We start from the raw sequence: 14,660 nt of genomic DNA on the forward strand, positions 1-14,660 counted from the left end.
GCTGTCAGCCGTGCAGGATCGCTTTGCGGGGAGCGACGCTTATGGCTGGAGAAAATCAACAACACGGCATTTCGGCCCGCCATCTTGACTGGCAGCAAGGCAATCGAGCACGGCAAAACCTGCCGTTGGATAGCCCTGTGGGATGGTGTCGGCCAGCGCATCGGGCCCGGCTAGCAGCAGAAACAGTTCCTCTATCGCCGGATTGTGGCCGACCAGCATGATCGATTCCGTGTCCGATCCCGCCAGTATTTCCAGATAGGCATTGATCGGGCTGCCATAAAGCTGGTCGACGAAACGGAAGGCCGTCTCATCCGGCTGCAGATTGCGGCGCACTGCTTCTGTCGTTTCACGGCAGCGCCGGGCCGTGGAGGAAATCACGGTCAAAGGACGATAATTGCGGTCGGCCGCCCGGTTGGTCACCAGCTCCGCCTCGGCAAAGCCGGAATCGTTGAGGGCGCGGTCGAAATCCTTTTCTCCCGGTGCTGGCCAGGAGGCAGCGGCATGACGAAACAGATAGATACGGGAAAGACAGGCAGGCAGGTCAATCATTGAACGGTTTCCAGACGGGCAGGCTTTACCGACTGACGCAACGTCAGGGAAAGGGAAAAGCCTATGCGGCAACGACATGCATGAACCGGCGTTTTTCCCGCGGTCTTTTCCTCCTCTACTGCATAATCCGACAAACCGGAATCGGTAAAATTGTGGGAAGACGCAGAAATTACTTTTGCCGGTGAAGAGGGGGGGTATGGCCCGATAGCGCCATGGCTCTTGTTGTCAAGAGTCTGTCATGAAAAAATTTTGGATGAGAAAATGACGAAAAATTAGTCTTTTAGCCAATTTTTGTGACAGATTTAAAAAGTGGTTAAAGGCAGGAGTAAGGCTTGAATGCGCCATCCTGAAAGGCTATACGTCCGCCAAAGAGATGTTCTTCAGGAGAATCGCGTTGAGTGAGAAGATCAATCTTAAGGACTATGTGCTCTCGGAAGACGAAGAGTTCATGAATCCCAACCAGCGGGCCTATTTCAGGGCCAAGCTGATCGCCTGGAAGAATGACATTCTTCGCGAAGCGCGTGAAACGCTGGACCATCTGGCCGAGGAAAGCGCCAACCACCCCGATCTTGCCGACCGGGCGTCGTCCGAAACCGACCGCGCCATCGAGCTTCGCGCCCGTGACCGGCAGAGAAAGCTGATCTCCAAGATCGATGCAGCTTTGCAGCGGATTGAAGACGGCACCTATGGCTATTGCGAGGAAACCGGCGAACCCATCGGTCTCAAGCGTCTCGATGCCCGTCCGATTGCCACCCTGTCGATAGAGGCGCAGGAGCGCCATGAGCGCCGGGAAAAGGTCTATCGCGACGAGTGATTGCCACCGCTCTTCCTGCCAAGGCAGGCAAGGGCTGTTGTGCGCATTGAGCAAGCACCGGTCAGAGATTGCGTGATCCTCGGGCTTGTCCCGAGGATCTGCCTTGGTAAAACAGGCAATTGACCTTACGGGTGACATAAATCTCGGCATATGCTCGGCACATGGCCGAGGATGACGACGGGAGATTTGGCAGTTTTACCGTGTCACTCTGAGCGCCGTGAGGATTTCAAATCCGCACGGCGTTTCTGTTTGTTCAGGCCGTTTTGCGGTTGGCCCAGCGCAGGTCTTCTGTCAGGCGACCGCTGTCGATATGGGCTTCCAGCGCCTTCAGTCGCATCAGCCTCGAATTGCGGAAATTGCCGTCCTTGAAACCGGCGCGTTCCAGCCCCTCGCGCAGCCGCGCAATCGAGGTGTCGAGCGATACCTGCGGGATATAAGAGGGCGCAAGGCTTTCAAACAGAGAAAAATCCACCTGATAGGAGCGCTTGTCCGGTGGTGCATTGGTGTTGATGGATACCTGTGTACCGGGCACCTGCCGGGCAACAGCCTCTGCCAGATCGCGGACCTGATAATTGTTTTCGCTGCGTCCGGCATTGACAGAAAGAAACGCGCCGCCATTGTCGGCAGACCGGCTGATGGCCCAGTGAATGGCGCGGGCCATGTCTTCAACATCGATCAGAGGCCGCCAGGGCGTGCCGTCGGACAGCACGGTGATTTCGCCGCTAGTCAGGGCGCAGGCAACGAAATCGTTGAGCACCAGATCGAGCCGAAGCCGGTCCGACATGCCGCAGGCGGTGGCAAAGCGCAGGCAGGTGACCGCCATGCCGTCCAGATCCATCTGTTTCAGCGCCTGTTCGGTGCCGATCTTGGAGCGGGCGTAAGCCGTCAGCGGATTGGTCGGATCGCTTTCCTTGCGCGCGCCGCCCTCGGCATAGCCATACATGCTGCAACTGGAGGCGAAGACGAAGTTCTTCACACCGGCCTTGGCTGCAAGCTCGGCCAGACGTTGGCTGGCCTGCTGATTGATCTCTTCCGTCACCTTTTCGAATCGATTGCCCATCGGATCGTTGGAGACAGCGGCCAGATGTACCACCGCATCAACACCCTCCAGCAGGCTTGCGGGCAGATCGCGGGTGTCGCCGAAATACTGGCGGTCCAGATGGGTTTCCGGCAGGGTGTCCGCACCGATCAGGCTATGGCCGAAAAAGCCCGCATCATAACCGATGATCTCGATATCCGGCTGGTTTTCCCTCAGATAGCGGCTGAGAACCGGGCCGACATAGCCCATATTTCCGGTGATCAGAACGCGCATGGCGTTTACTCCCGTTTTCCGGCATGTGAGACCGGATGTGTTGCTGCACTTTTCTGATGCTGTTGTTTCAAAGCGAGCTTTCGGCAAGCTTGCCATGCCATGGAGGCGAAAGGACGAAAGGTGAGAGATGGATCGGTTCGAGGTTGAGGCGCTGGTGATCGGCGCAGGCGTGGTTGGGCTTGCCGTGGCACGGCGGCTGGCGATGGCGGGCCGCGAGGTGCTGGTGCTGGAGAAAAACGGCGCCATCGGCATGGAAACCTCGGCCCGCAATTCCGAGGTCATCCATGCCGGGCTTTATTATCCCAAGGGCTCGATCAAGGCCGAAGCCTGCCGTAAGGGCAGGGATCTTCTCTATGGTTATGCGGCTGACCATGGGGTTGCCCATCGCCAATGCGGCAAGATCGTGCTTGCAACCGCGCCAGATCAGCATGAGACGCTAGCGGCGCTTTATGCCAAAGCCGAGGCCAATGGCGTTCCGGGTCTTGCCTGGCTGACGGAAAAGGATGTGGCCGACATGGAGCCTGAGGTGTCCTGTACCCGCGCTTTCCATTCGCCGATCACCGGTATTGTCGACAGCCACGGCCTGATGCTGGCGCTTCAGGGGGATCTTGAAAACCATGGCGGCCAGATTGCCTTTCACACGCCTGCATCTGCGATTGCGCCCGAAAACGACCGCCTGATCGTGACAACCGGCGGCGAGACGGATGCAGAAATCGAGGCGCGCCTTGTCGTCAATTGCGCCGGTCATGGCGCGCCGGTTCTGGCCGCATCAACGACCGGTCTCGGCCCTGACCATCGTCCGCAACAATGGTTCGCCAAAGGCAATTATTTTTCCCTGCATGGCAAACAGCCTTTTTCCCGGCTGATCTATCCGCTGCCGGAAAAGGCAGGGCTTGGCATTCACGCCACCATCGATCTGCAAGGCCGGTGCCGCTTCGGGCCCGATGTGGAATGGGTCGACAGCCTTGATGATCTGACCGTGTCGTCGGAACGGGCGGCACTGTTTTATCCTGCCATCCGCCGTTACTGGCCCGGCTTGCAGGATGGCTTCTTGCAGCCTGATTATGCCGGGATGCGACCGAAACTGCACGGACCCGATCAGCCTATGCCCGATTTCCGCATCGACGGACCGCAGGCCCATGGCATCAAGGGGCTGGTCAATCTTTTCGGCGTTGAAAGCCCGGGGCTGACCAGCGCACTGGCGCTGGCTGAGATGGTGGCGGATCAGTGCTGACAATACGCTGATAAGAAACCGGCTGAAAAAGCCTGTCCTGTTTTTGCCGTATCTGTCACGTTATCGTGACATCTGGATCAATCGAGAGGGTGACGATGCAGACGGCGCTTGTGGTGATGACGATACTCGGCTGCAATGACAGTGTCAGCCAATGCAAATATATTGCCACTGCCGAACAGCGCTGGGTGTCGGTGGAACTGTGCAATGGCGATACGGAAAAAATCCTGAGCCATTACACCAATGTGCCTTATCCGAGCGTCGTCGCTTTCTGCCAGACGCCGCCGAAACAACAGTTGGCAAAGGCTCCTGTCTCGCCTGTACAGCCTGCCTCGCAAACCCCGCCGCCGGTGCCGGAGCGGGAAAAGCATTCACTGGCGCGCCGCGCCATCGACGAGATGAAAAAGGTGCTGCCGGGCAAGGCGGATATCAAAATGGTGTTCTCCGCCCCGATCCATGTGGTGACGGACAGCTATGCCTGGGCGGTTAGAAAGCTGCATTCGTAAAGAGCAACCGGCCCGCTGTGTAAGATGCGGGCCGGTGTGTCATATTATGCCTTTGCTGCTTCCATGGCCTCGGCATCGATGGCGGATGCGCGGCGGAAGGCGTCACGGTCGGTCATGCGCTTGGCGTAGTCGACCAGAACAGCGCGTTTTTCCGCACCCAGCATATGCATCTGGAAATTCAGATGCGATGCCATGTAGATATCGGCAGCGCTGAAGCTGTCTCCGGCAATGAAGGGGCTGGCCTTGATCGCGGCCTCGATCACGTCGAACATGCCCTTGTGATCCACATAGCCCATCATGCCCCGCTTTTCATCCGGAACGGAAAAGCCGCAGGCGCCGTTGACGGCGGCCGCTTCCATCGGGCCAGCCATGAAGAACAGCCAGCGGTAGTAGGACGCGCGGGCATCCAGTGCCGGTGCGAGACCGGCTTCAGGGAAGGCATCGGCCAGATAGGCAAGAATGGCGGGCGTTTCCGTCACCACCGCACCCTTGTGGCTTATGGCTGGCACCTTGCCAAGCGGATTGATCGCCAGATAGTCCGGCGATTTCATCTGTGGACCATAGGTCACCCATTCGGTTTTGTAGGGCTTGCCGATTTCTTCCAGCATCCAGCGCACGATGCGTCCGCGCGACATAGGATTGGTATAGAGAATGACTTCATCGCTCATGATTGTTTCCTCCATCTTTTTGTTGCAGCAATAAAAAACCCGGCATGGAAGCCGGGTTTTTCAGACGCGCGAAAATTCAGGCTGCCATGGCCTTTTTCAGGTTTTCGTCGATCTTGTCGAGGAAGGCGGTGGTGGAGAGCCACGGCTGATCGGGACCGATCAGAAGCGCCAGATCCTTGGTCATGTAACCGGCTTCGACGGTTTCGACGCAGACCTTTTCCAGCGTGGAGGCAAAGCGGGCAAGCTCGGCATTGTCGTCCAGCTTGGCGCGGTGGGCAAGGCCACGGGTCCAGGCGAAGATCGAGGCGATCGAGTTGGTCGAGGTTTCCTGACCTTTCTGGTGCTGGCGGTAGTGGCGCGTGACCGTGCCGTGGGCAGCTTCTGCCTCGACGGTCTTGCCATCGGGGGTCAGGAGAACCGAGGTCATCAGGCCGAGCGAGCCGAAGCCCTGCGCAACCGTATCCGACTGCACGTCGCCGTCATAGTTTTTGCAAGCCCAGACATAGCCGCCGGACCACTTGAGGGCAGAGGCAACCATGTCGTCGATCAGGCGGTGTTCGTAAGTGATACCGACTTCGTCGAACTTGGCCTTGAACTCGGCTTCGTAGACTTCCTGGAAAATATCCTTGAAGCGACCGTCATAGGCCTTGAGAATGGTGTTCTTGGTGGACAGATACACCGGCCACTTGCGCATCAGGCCGTACATCATCGAGGCGCGGGCGAATTCGCGGATCGATTCGTCGAGGTTGTACATGGCCATGGCCACGCCCGAACCCGGTGCGTTGAACACTTCCTTTTCGATCACTTCGCCGTCTTCGCCGACGAACTTGATTGTCAGCTTGCCCTTGCCGGGGAATTTGAAGTCGGTGGCGCGGTACTGGTCGCCGAAGGCGTGACGGCCGACAACGATCGGTTGGGTCCAGCCGGGAACGAGGCGCGGCACGTTCTTGCAGATGATCGGCTCGCGGAAGATAACGCCGCCCAGGATGTTGCGGATCGTGCCGTTCGGGCTCTTCCACATCTGCTTCAGGTTGAATTCCTTCACGCGGGCTTCATCCGGGGTGATGGTCGCGCACTTGATGCCGACGCCGTGTTTCTTGATGGCGTTGGCGGCATCGACGGTCACCTGGTCGTTGGTGGCGTCGCGGTTTTCAACCGACAGATCGTAATATTCGATATCAAGATCAAGGTAGGGCAGGATAAGCTTTTCCTTGATATACTGCCAGATGATGCGCGTCATCTCATCGCCGTCGAGATCGACGACCGGGTTAGCAACCTTGATCTTTTGCATGAATTATCCTCATCAAAATGGGCGGCGTGAAGAACGTGCCGCTGCGGTGTTTCAACAACCGGATTTGCCTATAGCATTCTCATCGCCGGAGGCAAACAGCAAGCCGGGGGTAGTCGCGTATTTCGATAGGGCATTTTCATTGGGCGGCTCTTGCAATCCTGCGGATTTCCCCCCATTCAGGCGCAAAAGCAGGAAGGATGATATGGCTGGCACCAATAGCGAACGTGAACTGATTGCCGAGGGACCGGCAATCATTCTGGTCGAACCGCAACTCGGCGAAAACATCGGCATGGTGGCGCGCGCCATGGCCAATTTCGGTCTTGGTGAATTGCGTCTTGTCAAACCGCGCGACGGCTGGCCTTCGGAAAAGGCCCGTTCCGCCGCCGCCAAGGCCGATCACGTCATAGACGGCACCGTGGTCTATGAAACGCTGGAAGAGGCAATTGCCGATCTGAATTTCGTCTATGCCACCACGGCGCGCCAGCGCGACGGGTTCAAGCCGGTGCGCTCGCCGCTCACGGCGGCCTCGACGCTTCGGGCAAAATTTACCGCAGGTGAAAAGACCGGTATCCTCTTTGGTCGGGAAAAATCCGGCCTCACCAACGAGGATGTGGCGCTGGCCGATGAAATTGTCACCTTTCCGGTCAATCCGGCTTTCGCCTCGCTCAATATCGCCCAGGCCGTGCTATTGATGTCTTATGAGTGGATGAAATCCGGCATGGAAGACGCCTCCGTGCCGCTCTTCACCGAGATCGATCAGGAGCCTGCCACAAAAGAAGAGGTCGTTGGCCTGTTCGAGCATCTCGAAGAGGCGCTCGATGCACGCGGCTATTTTCATCCAGTCCATAAAAAGCCGAAAATGATCGACAACTTGCGCGCCGTGATCTCGCGGCGGGCCTATACATCGCCGGAAATCAAGGTGATGCGCGGGGTCGTTTCGGTGCTGGACCGCTTTCAGCGCGGCCCCCGCGACGAGATGCGAGTAGAGGGCGAGGGGGATGACAGAGACTAGAGCATGTCCGAAGGTGAGGCCGGTTCTGGTCTTCGATTCCGGTATCGGCGGCCTGACGGTTCTGCGTGAGGCACGGGTGCTGATGCCGGAGCGTGGTTTCGTTTATGTGGCCGATGACGCCGCTTTTCCCTATGGCGACTGGGAAGAGGCGCCGCTCAAGGAACGGATTGTTCGCCTGTTTGCAACGCTTCTGGAAGAGCATCAGCCGGAGGCGGTAATCATTGCCTGCAACACGGCCTTCACGCTCGCCGGTGCGGCCCTGCGGCAGGCTTTTCCTCATATGCGTTTCATCGGCACGGTGCCGGCAATCAAGCCGGCTGCGGAACGCACCCGTTCAGGCCTTGTTTCGGTGCTGGCCACGCCCGGTACGGTGAAGCGCGCTTATACCCACGAGCTGATCCAGTCCTTCGCCACCCGTTGCGAGGTCAATCTCGTCGGCTCGCCGGAACTGGCACGCATGGCGGAAGCCTTCCTGCGCGGCGAGACGCTGGAGGATGCGGCGGTGCTTGGCGAAATTGCCCCCTGCTTTCAGGAAAAGGACGGACAAAAAACCGATATCATCGTTCTCGCCTGCACGCATTATCCGTTTCTCGCCAATCTCTTCCGCAGGCTTGCTCCCTGGCCGGTGGACTGGCTTGACCCCGCGGAAGCCATTGCCCGGCAGGCGCGCCGCCTCGTTCCTCTGGAGATGGACACCGATCATCCGGATGGGCCGGACAGGGCGGTTTTCACCGCAGGCAGACCGGATTTTTCCACGAGACGTCTGTTGCAGGGCTTTGGTCTTGCTGTCCCGACATAAGGCCTGATTCAAGCAGACAGTAATTTTCATTGAGAAAAATCATCCTGCTGTTTGGAATAAGGCAAGGATGTGTGTTAGTAGACTTATCCCGCCGCCATTGCGCGGCTCCTATGAGATTTGAATTCGCTTGATTGCCGAAATCGTCATCGTTGTCTTCCTCACCCTCTTGAACGGCGTGTTATCGATGTCGGAGCTGGCGGTGGTATCTGCCCGCTCGGCCCGTTTGAAAGTCCTGGCAGATCAGGGCCATCGCGGCGCCAAGGTTGCCATGCGGCTGGCGGAGGATCCGGGACGTTTCATTTCAACGGTGCAGATCGGCATCACCCTTGTCGGCGTGCTATCCGGCGCCTTTTCCGGGGCAACGCTTGGCGCACGCCTGTCCCAATGGCTTTTGACGCAGGGGATGAGCGAGGCGGCGGCCAATGCGCTTGGCGTCGGCTCCGTGGTCGTGATCATCACCTATCTGTCGCTGATCATCGGCGAACTGGTGCCGAAACAGATTGCGCTGCGCAACCCTGAAATTGTTGCTGCGAAAGTGGCGGGCACCATGCTGGTGCTGTCGAAGATCGGTGCGCCGCTGGTTTGGCTGCTCGATGGATCGGGTCGCGCAGTTCTTGCCCTGCTCGGCCAGAAGGGATCGTCCGGTGGCGGCGTGACCGATGAGGAAATCAAGACGGTGCTGGCCGAAGCCCAGAGCGCGGGCGTGATCGAATCGGAAGAATCCCAGATGATTTCCGGCGTCATGCGGCTTGCCGACCGCACCGCGCGCGGCCTGATGACGCCACGCCGCGATGTCGAGGCGATCAGCCTCGACGACACGCTGGATGAAGTGCGAGACCTGCTGGCAAAAAGCCAGCATTCGCGCATGCCGGTGCGCAATGGCAATTCCGATGAGATCATCGGCGTGTTGCAGGTCAAGGATTTTTACAACGTCATGGCCAATGGCGGCGAAATCGACCTGCGCAGTCTGGTGCGCGAGGTGCCGATTGTCTCCGATCTGGCGGATGCGATCGATATTCTTCAGGACATCCGCAAGACCTCGCTGCACATGGTGCTGGTTTATGATGAATACGGCCATTTCGAAGGCATCATCACGTCTGGCGATATTCTCGAAGCCATTACGGGCGCCTTTCAGGAAGAAGGCGATGAGGAGCCGGCGCTTGTCCTGCGCGATGACGGTTCCTATCTCGTCGCCGGCTGGACGCCGATTGACGAGTTTATCGAGCAGATCCGCGTGCCGGTCGAGGACGACCCGGATTTCACCACCGTTGCCGGTTACGTTCTGGATGAGTTGAAGCGGATTCCAGCGCTGGGCGAAAGCTTCGTCAAGAATGGCTGGAAATTCGAGGTGATCGATCTCGATGGCCGCCGGATCGACAAGATCCTCGTTTCGCCGGTGCCGGTCGCAGAGCCAGAGTAACTGTAAGTTCATAACAGCAACAAACGCGTTAGAGCATTTCACTGTTTCACGGAAACAGTGAAATGCTCTAACTCTATGTTTTTACGCAATTCCGGACGGAAAACCGTTTCACACTTTTCTCGGGACACTGCTTTAGTGCATCATTCCTTCAATCGGGTGAGATTGAAGATGAAAATGACGCAGCTTATTAAAGGTGTAACAGCGAGTTTTGTGCGCCATATTGGGCGCACGGCGCTGTGTGCCTCTCGGCGCGTATATAGGCTTGTGCTGATTTCAGATTGTAACCGGTTGAGACCGACCTGTTTCCATCGTGATGAAATCTGCGTCTGATGCGGTGTGGTCATCCCCGAAGCTGATGGTTTTAAAGAGGATGCAGCAACGCGCGGGCACGTTTTTTTCTGCAAGAATCCCTATTGACCTTATTGCCTTTTGCCGGATTTGCCCCAAATCAATCCTATAGGTTGTAATGTAGTTTTGAAACATGAACGGTTTTGAGATTTTATGTTTTGTTGTCTCCTTATGTTCGATACTGATCGGTACCATGGCCTATGCCTATTTCTGGGCAGGTCAGCATCGTGAAGGCAAGCGCGTTTTGGTAAAACACCAGCCATCACAACAGGATTTGCAGTGAGCAGCCTTCTTAGTGGCATTTACCATTACAAAACGGAGGACATTTTCCTTACCTGTGGGTTTCGTGAAGAAGCACGCGCCGTCATGGTGAATATCTGTTAAACACAGCCAATTATCGTGAGCAGTTTATCGGCGTAAAGGTGAGGGCTTCAGGTGCAGGTCGGGATCGATATGGGAACCGTGGCGGGCGGTCAGCCTGCCAAGCTCGATATCGAAGAGCTTCTGGCGACGCGTTTGCTGGTGCAGGGCAATTCCGGATCGGGCAAGTCGCATCTGTTGCGGCGGCTTCTGGAGCAATCGGCGCAATGGGTGCAGCAGGTCATCATCGACCCCGAAGGCGATTTCGTTACCCTTGCCGATAAATATGGCCATATCGTTGTCGATGGCGAACGCAGCGATGGCGAGTTGATCGGCATTGCCAACCGCATCCGACAGCATCGCGTCTCCTGTGTGCTGACGCTGGAAGGGCTGGATATCGAGCAGCAGATGCGCGCTGCAGGCACTTTTCTCAACGGTCTTTTCGATGCCGAGCGTGAATTCTGGTATCCGGTGCTGGTGGTGGTGGACGAAGCGCAGATGTTTGCCCCTTCCGTCGGTGGCGATGTGTCGGAAGATGCGCGCAAGCTGTCGCTCGGCGCCATGACCAATCTGATGTGCCGCGGGCGAAAGCGCGGTCTGGCTGGCGTGATCGCCACGCAGCGACTGGCAAAGCTTGCCAAGAATGTCGCCGCCGAAGCCTCGAATTTCCTCATGGGTCGCACCTTTCTCGATATCGATATGGCCCGCGCCGCCGATCTTTTGGGCATGGACCGGCGGCAGGCGGAAATGTTCCGCGACCTGAAACGCGGCAATTTCGTTGCCCTCGGTCCGGCTCTGTCGCGCCGTCCGCTGCCGATCGTCATTGGGACGGTGGAAACATCGGCGCGCTCGTCGAGCCCGAAGCTGATGCCGCTGCCGGAAGCGCCGCAGGATGTGGAAGAGCTGATCTTTACCCCCGATCCGGAAGAATTTACCCGGCCACTCACCCGCCGGACCCCGCCTGCGCCACGCCCGACCACCGATATTCTGGCGGAACTGGCCAAGGCCGCCCCTGCCGCCGCTGAAGAGAGCACATCGAGCCGTCCTGCAAGCCAGCCGGACCTGTCGCCGGAAGAGCGCGAGGAGCGGCTGTCCGCAGTTCTGTCGGAAATTCTCGATGATCCGCAGGCGGCTTATCGCACCGATTCCGTGCTCTATCAGGATTTCCTGGTGCGGGTGCGCATGCGTCGTGTCAGCGGTCCGCCCATGGCCATGGGTGAATTTCGCCGCCGGGTGGCGGTTGCCCGCGCCGGGGTGGATGCCGAGACAGCAGCCTCCGAAGGCTGGCAGACGGCACTCGCTCTCTCGGCCAGGGTTTCTGATGATTTGCAGGGCGTGTTCCTGCTGATGGCGAAGGCTGCACTCTGCAAGGAGCCTTGCCCCTCGGATCAGCGCATTGCCCGCGCCTATGGCACCCATTCGGCGCGTCGTGCCCGCCGTCTTCTTGGCTATTTCGAGGAGCAGGGTCTGGTCGTGGTGCATACGGATTTTTCCGGCAAGCGCATCGTCGCCTTTCCCGATCTCGATGCCGAGACCGCGGCTGGCGATCCGAATGCGGCGGAAGAGGCCGACGACACGCGCAGTGCTGCCGAATAATGCCTTTTGTGAAGGTCTGGACAGGAGACGCGATGGCCAAGGTGACGGGACGTCGGGCTTTTCTGGGATGGATGCTGTGGAGTTCTGCAGCATGGGCATCCGACAAGACATCGCTCTCTGAAGACGCATCGGCGCTTTATACAGGCTCAATCGGCCACAGGCAGCCTGCCGTATCGGAAGAGATCCGGCTCTGGCCGGATGCGCCACCGGGCGGTGGCGGACCAGAGGGCGCGCCGCATGTTGGCCATCATGGTGCAGTCTCCCATATCGCAACGCCGGTCATGCGCATGGTGCTGCCGGAAAGGCCGAATGGCACATCGGTGCTGATTGCCGCCGGTGGCGGTTATCGCTTCGAGGAGATCGAAAAGGAAGCCATGGCGGGGGCGGATTGGCTGACCGCGCGCGGTGTCACAGCCTTTGTCCTCACCTATCGTTTGCCCGGTGAGGGCTGGCTTGCCGGGCCGAAAGCACCGCTTCAGGACGCCGCCCGCGCCATGCGGCTGATCCGCTCCAGAGCCAGGAGCCTTTCTCTTGACCCCGACCGTATCGGCTGCATGGGATTTTCGGCGGGCGGTCATCTGATGGGCATGTTGGCGACCCGCTTCGATGAGAGGCTTTATCCGCCGCAGGATGCCGCAGACAGCCTCTCGGCTAGACCGGATTTTGCCATTCTTGCCTATCCGGTGATCACGCTGAAACCTCCTTATGATCATACCTCAACCCGCAAACAGTTGATCGGCAGCCATCCATCGGCTAAAGAAACGGCGGAATGGTCGGTGGAAACCCATGTCAAAAAAGGCGATCCGCCGTTCTTTCTTGTGCAGGCGAAAGACGATCCGATTTCCAATATCGAAAACTCGATGATCATGCGGGCTGCGCTGAAAAAAGCGGGCGTTCCGGTTAAGCTCGAAATCATGGATAAGGGTGGCCATGGCTTTGCCATGGGTAAAGGCCATGACGGTCACGTCACCTGGACGCCGATGCTGGAAACATGGATGCGGTCGAACGATCTGTTGTAAGCCCGCACCTTGTCTCTTGTCGTTATTTTCCGGTGACAAAGCCGAATTCGCTTGCCTGGTCTTTCAGCGCGGCACAGGCGTTCTCCCAGGCGGTATCGCCCTCATGCAGTGCCGACTGCAGATAGGCCCAGCTCATTCTCTGCGTGATCGCCAGCCGATCGGGATTTTCGTCGTCTGCTTCTTTGGCATCGAAGCCCGAAATGCCCCCCAGTCCGTGTTTTGCACCAATCAGTGTCAGCAGATAATCGGCTCCGGGGCTCTCATGGAAGGGATCGGCATGCCAGTCGGCACCGCGTTTGGTTAGATGCGGGCTGGTGTCACTGTCGCCATAGACCACCAGCGCCTTGCTCGTCATCGTCGAAAAATCCGTATTCAGCACGGAATAATGCTGCGCGGCATAGTCGCTGAGATCCTTGCCGCCATTGCCGGGTGCCGCCAGCAGCACGCCCGCCTTGATACGTGGATCGTGAAGTCTGGCATTGCGCGCTACCGCGTCATTCGGGTCGGTCATGCGTGCGCCAAGCAGCAGCGAGACCGTATGCCCACCCAGTGAATGCCCGACGGCGGCGATCTTCTGGTGATCGATCCGGCCCCTGATAAAGGGAGCCATGGCCTCGATCTCCTCCAGACGATCAATAATCAATCGCATTTCCTCGGCCCGGATACGGCAAAACAGCGGGCCATCCGGGGCCGTCGGCTCCAGACCGGCGACCTTGGAATTGGCGTGGCTCGCCTGAATGACGACAAAACCGTGTTCGGCATAAAACTGAGCCAGTGGCCCATAACCATCCTTGGAGGGGAGATAAAGTGAGGGACCATGGCCATGCGAAAGCAGGATCACTGGTAGATGATCACCCTCCATGGGGGCTGTGATCCTGAGTTCCAGCGGTGTCGAACGTCCTGGCGCAGACAAGGAAACACGGTTCAAAGAAAGCGTCGTGCGCTCTTCATTGACCGGAATGAAGCCGGCCATATGGATCAATCTGTTCATGAGGAATGGTCCTATCGGGGGTGGAAAACCTGATGCTATTGCCGTATAAAGAAAACGGAGCCTTGTTCCGATTTATATACGGAACATTGTTCCGTTTATCAAGGGAAATTTTGCCCTGTCGAAGGAGAGGTGTGTGACGGAGAGCCAGAATGCTGCACAGGATGTGAAGGGCGAGGACAGGCGTGGCCTGCGAGCCGATGCCCTGCGCAATGAGGATGCGGTGCTGGAGGCTGCGAAAGCGGCTTTTGCTGAACAGGGTGTCGATGTGCCGGTCAGGGATATTGCCGCACGGGCAGGGGTGGGCATTGGCACGCTTTATCGCCGCTTTCCCAAGCGCTCCGATCTTGTGGCCGCCGTGTTTCGCCAGCAGGTGGATGCTTGTGCCAAAGAGGCCGCTGCGCTGGCGGCAATCCATGCGCCGGTTGAGGCGTTAATCTTATGGCTGAGGCGTTATTTGCAGTTTCTGGCCGCCAAGAAAGGGCTGACAAGTGCGCTGCATTCCGGCGATCCAGCCTATGACAGCCTGCCCGATTATTTTCGCGGGAATTTCGAGCCGGCGCTTTCCATGCTGATGCAAAGGGCGGTTGCTGCTGGAGACATCCGGGAGGGGATCGATCCCTACGACCTGTTGCGGGTTGTGGGTGGCCTCTCCGCCGCTGCCCATGGCGAAGAGGATTTTCTCGAGCGCATGTTCGCTCTGGTTATCGATGGTTTGCGTTATCGCGCCTGAGGCAGTCTGAGACG

The 14,660-nt window shown here is 58.2% G+C and carries 15 protein-coding genes; 9 read left to right on the top strand and 6 right to left on the bottom strand.

The window, feature by feature from the left end:
• Positions 1–39: 39 nt before the first annotated feature.
• Positions 40–549: a SixA phosphatase family protein gene (locus NAC44_RS07860; protein WP_250939828.1), complete on the bottom strand. Its 510-nt coding sequence runs from the start codon at positions 547–549 to the stop codon at positions 40–42.
• Between the two features lie 394 nt (positions 550–943).
• On the opposite strand from NAC44_RS07860, the gene dksA reads away from it, so the two are divergent.
• Positions 944–1,363: an RNA polymerase-binding protein DksA gene (gene dksA / locus NAC44_RS07865; RefSeq protein ID WP_250939829.1), complete on the top strand. Its 420-nt coding sequence runs from the start codon at positions 944–946 to the stop codon at positions 1,361–1,363.
• A gap of 253 nt (positions 1,364–1,616) precedes the next feature.
• Here the strand turns inward: dksA and NAC44_RS07870 are convergent, their stop codons facing one another.
• A complete protein-coding gene (locus NAC44_RS07870; RefSeq protein ID WP_250939831.1) occupies positions 1,617–2,675 on the bottom strand; it encodes an NAD-dependent epimerase/dehydratase family protein in 1,059 nt (352 codons plus the stop codon).
• Positions 2,676–2,802: 127 nt separating this feature from the next.
• Between NAC44_RS07870 and NAC44_RS07875 the strand changes: the two genes are divergently transcribed.
• Together NAC44_RS07875 and NAC44_RS07880 are read left to right on the top strand one after the other, a co-directional pair.
• Positions 2,803–3,909 (top strand): NAD(P)/FAD-dependent oxidoreductase, encoded by a 1,107-nt coding sequence (locus NAC44_RS07875; protein ID WP_250939833.1) that lies wholly within the window; start codon positions 2,803–2,805, stop codon positions 3,907–3,909.
• A 95-nt stretch (positions 3,910–4,004) separates the two neighbouring features.
• Positions 4,005–4,412 (top strand): hypothetical protein, encoded by a 408-nt coding sequence (locus tag NAC44_RS07880; RefSeq protein ID WP_250939925.1) that lies wholly within the window; start codon positions 4,005–4,007, stop codon positions 4,410–4,412.
• A 44-nt stretch (positions 4,413–4,456) separates the two neighbouring features.
• On the opposite strand, the gene NAC44_RS07885 is transcribed toward NAC44_RS07880, so the two are convergent.
• Together NAC44_RS07885 and NAC44_RS07890 are read right to left on the bottom strand one after the other, a co-directional pair.
• A complete protein-coding gene (locus NAC44_RS07885) occupies positions 4,457–5,080 on the bottom strand; it encodes a glutathione S-transferase family protein (RefSeq protein ID WP_250939834.1) in 624 nt (207 codons plus the stop codon).
• Between the two features lie 76 nt (positions 5,081–5,156).
• On the bottom strand, positions 5,157–6,371 hold the full coding sequence (locus tag NAC44_RS07890; protein WP_250939835.1) for an NADP-dependent isocitrate dehydrogenase: 1,215 nt from the start codon (positions 6,369–6,371) through the stop codon (positions 5,157–5,159).
• Positions 6,372–6,573: 202 nt separating this feature from the next.
• On the opposite strand from NAC44_RS07890, the gene NAC44_RS07895 reads away from it, so the two are divergent.
• The 3 genes from NAC44_RS07895 (at position 6,574) to NAC44_RS07905 (ending at position 9,602) form a co-directional block, all read left to right on the top strand.
• Positions 6,574–7,383 carry an RNA methyltransferase gene (locus NAC44_RS07895; RefSeq protein ID WP_250939836.1) on the top strand — a complete coding sequence of 270 codons (810 nt, stop codon included), beginning with the start codon at positions 6,574–6,576 and terminating at the stop codon, positions 7,381–7,383.
• On the top strand, positions 7,370–8,182 hold the full coding sequence (gene murI, locus NAC44_RS07900; RefSeq protein WP_250939838.1) for a glutamate racemase: 813 nt from the start codon (positions 7,370–7,372) through the stop codon (positions 8,180–8,182). Before NAC44_RS07895 ends, murI begins: the two co-directional genes overlap by 14 nt.
• Before the next feature lie 127 nt (positions 8,183–8,309).
• On the top strand, positions 8,310–9,602 hold the full coding sequence (locus NAC44_RS07905; protein ID WP_250939840.1) for a hemolysin family protein: 1,293 nt from the start codon (positions 8,310–8,312) through the stop codon (positions 9,600–9,602).
• A gap of 273 nt (positions 9,603–9,875) precedes the next feature.
• On the opposite strand, the gene NAC44_RS07910 is transcribed toward NAC44_RS07905, so the two are convergent.
• Positions 9,876–10,145, bottom strand: coding sequence for a hypothetical protein (locus NAC44_RS07910; RefSeq protein ID WP_250939842.1), 270 nt, complete (start codon positions 10,143–10,145; stop codon positions 9,876–9,878).
• A 240-nt stretch (positions 10,146–10,385) separates the two neighbouring features.
• Here NAC44_RS07910 and NAC44_RS07915 point away from each other — a divergent pair, with 240 nt between their 5' ends.
• Together NAC44_RS07915 and NAC44_RS07920 are read left to right on the top strand one after the other, a co-directional pair.
• Positions 10,386–11,906, top strand: coding sequence for a helicase HerA domain-containing protein (locus NAC44_RS07915; protein WP_250939844.1), 1,521 nt, complete (start codon positions 10,386–10,388; stop codon positions 11,904–11,906).
• Between the two features lie 32 nt (positions 11,907–11,938).
• Positions 11,939–12,925 carry an alpha/beta hydrolase gene (locus NAC44_RS07920; RefSeq protein WP_250939846.1) on the top strand — a complete coding sequence of 329 codons (987 nt, stop codon included), beginning with the start codon at positions 11,939–11,941 and terminating at the stop codon, positions 12,923–12,925.
• A 22-nt stretch (positions 12,926–12,947) separates the two neighbouring features.
• Here NAC44_RS07920 and NAC44_RS07925 read toward each other — a convergent pair whose 3' ends face one another.
• Positions 12,948–13,916 carry an alpha/beta hydrolase family protein gene (locus tag NAC44_RS07925; RefSeq protein ID WP_250939848.1) on the bottom strand — a complete coding sequence of 323 codons (969 nt, stop codon included), beginning with the start codon at positions 13,914–13,916 and terminating at the stop codon, positions 12,948–12,950.
• A 133-nt stretch (positions 13,917–14,049) separates the two neighbouring features.
• Between NAC44_RS07925 and NAC44_RS07930 the strand changes: the two genes are divergently transcribed.
• The gene (locus NAC44_RS07930) at positions 14,050–14,646 is read left to right on the top strand and encodes a TetR/AcrR family transcriptional regulator (protein ID WP_250939850.1); all 597 of its coding nucleotides are present in this window, start codon (positions 14,050–14,052) and stop codon (positions 14,644–14,646) included.
• The last annotated feature ends 14 nt before the right edge of the window (positions 14,647–14,660 follow it).

Origin of the sequence: Allorhizobium sonneratiae (assembly GCF_023700755.1) — a bacterium.
GTDB lineage: Bacteria > Pseudomonadota > Alphaproteobacteria > Rhizobiales > Rhizobiaceae > Allorhizobium > Allorhizobium sonneratiae.

Bases quoted from the DNA above. Each gene is read 5' to 3' on its own strand.
- murI (WP_250939838.1), top strand. From the start codon at position 7,370: ATGACAGAGACTAGAGCATGTCCGAAGGTGAGGCCGGTTCTGGTCTTC.
- NAC44_RS07860 (WP_250939828.1), bottom strand. From the start codon at position 549: ATGATTGACCTGCCTGCCTGTCTTTCCCGTATCTATCTGTTTCGTCAT.
- NAC44_RS07880 (WP_250939925.1), top strand. From the start codon at position 4,005: ATGCAGACGGCGCTTGTGGTGATGACGATACTCGGCTGCAATGACAGT.
- NAC44_RS07885 (WP_250939834.1), bottom strand. From the start codon at position 5,080: ATGAGCGATGAAGTCATTCTCTATACCAATCCTATGTCGCGCGGACGC.
- NAC44_RS07895 (WP_250939836.1), top strand. From the start codon at position 6,574: ATGGCTGGCACCAATAGCGAACGTGAACTGATTGCCGAGGGACCGGCA.
- NAC44_RS07925 (WP_250939848.1), bottom strand. From the start codon at position 13,916: ATGAACAGATTGATCCATATGGCCGGCTTCATTCCGGTCAATGAAGAG.
- NAC44_RS07890 (WP_250939835.1), bottom strand. From the start codon at position 6,371: ATGCAAAAGATCAAGGTTGCTAACCCGGTCGTCGATCTCGACGGCGAT.
- NAC44_RS07910 (WP_250939842.1), bottom strand. From the start codon at position 10,145: ATGGTACCGATCAGTATCGAACATAAGGAGACAACAAAACATAAAATC.
- NAC44_RS07875 (WP_250939833.1), top strand. From the start codon at position 2,803: ATGGATCGGTTCGAGGTTGAGGCGCTGGTGATCGGCGCAGGCGTGGTT.
- NAC44_RS07870 (WP_250939831.1), bottom strand. From the start codon at position 2,675: ATGCGCGTTCTGATCACCGGAAATATGGGCTATGTCGGCCCGGTTCTC.
- NAC44_RS07920 (WP_250939846.1), top strand. From the start codon at position 11,939: ATGGCCAAGGTGACGGGACGTCGGGCTTTTCTGGGATGGATGCTGTGG.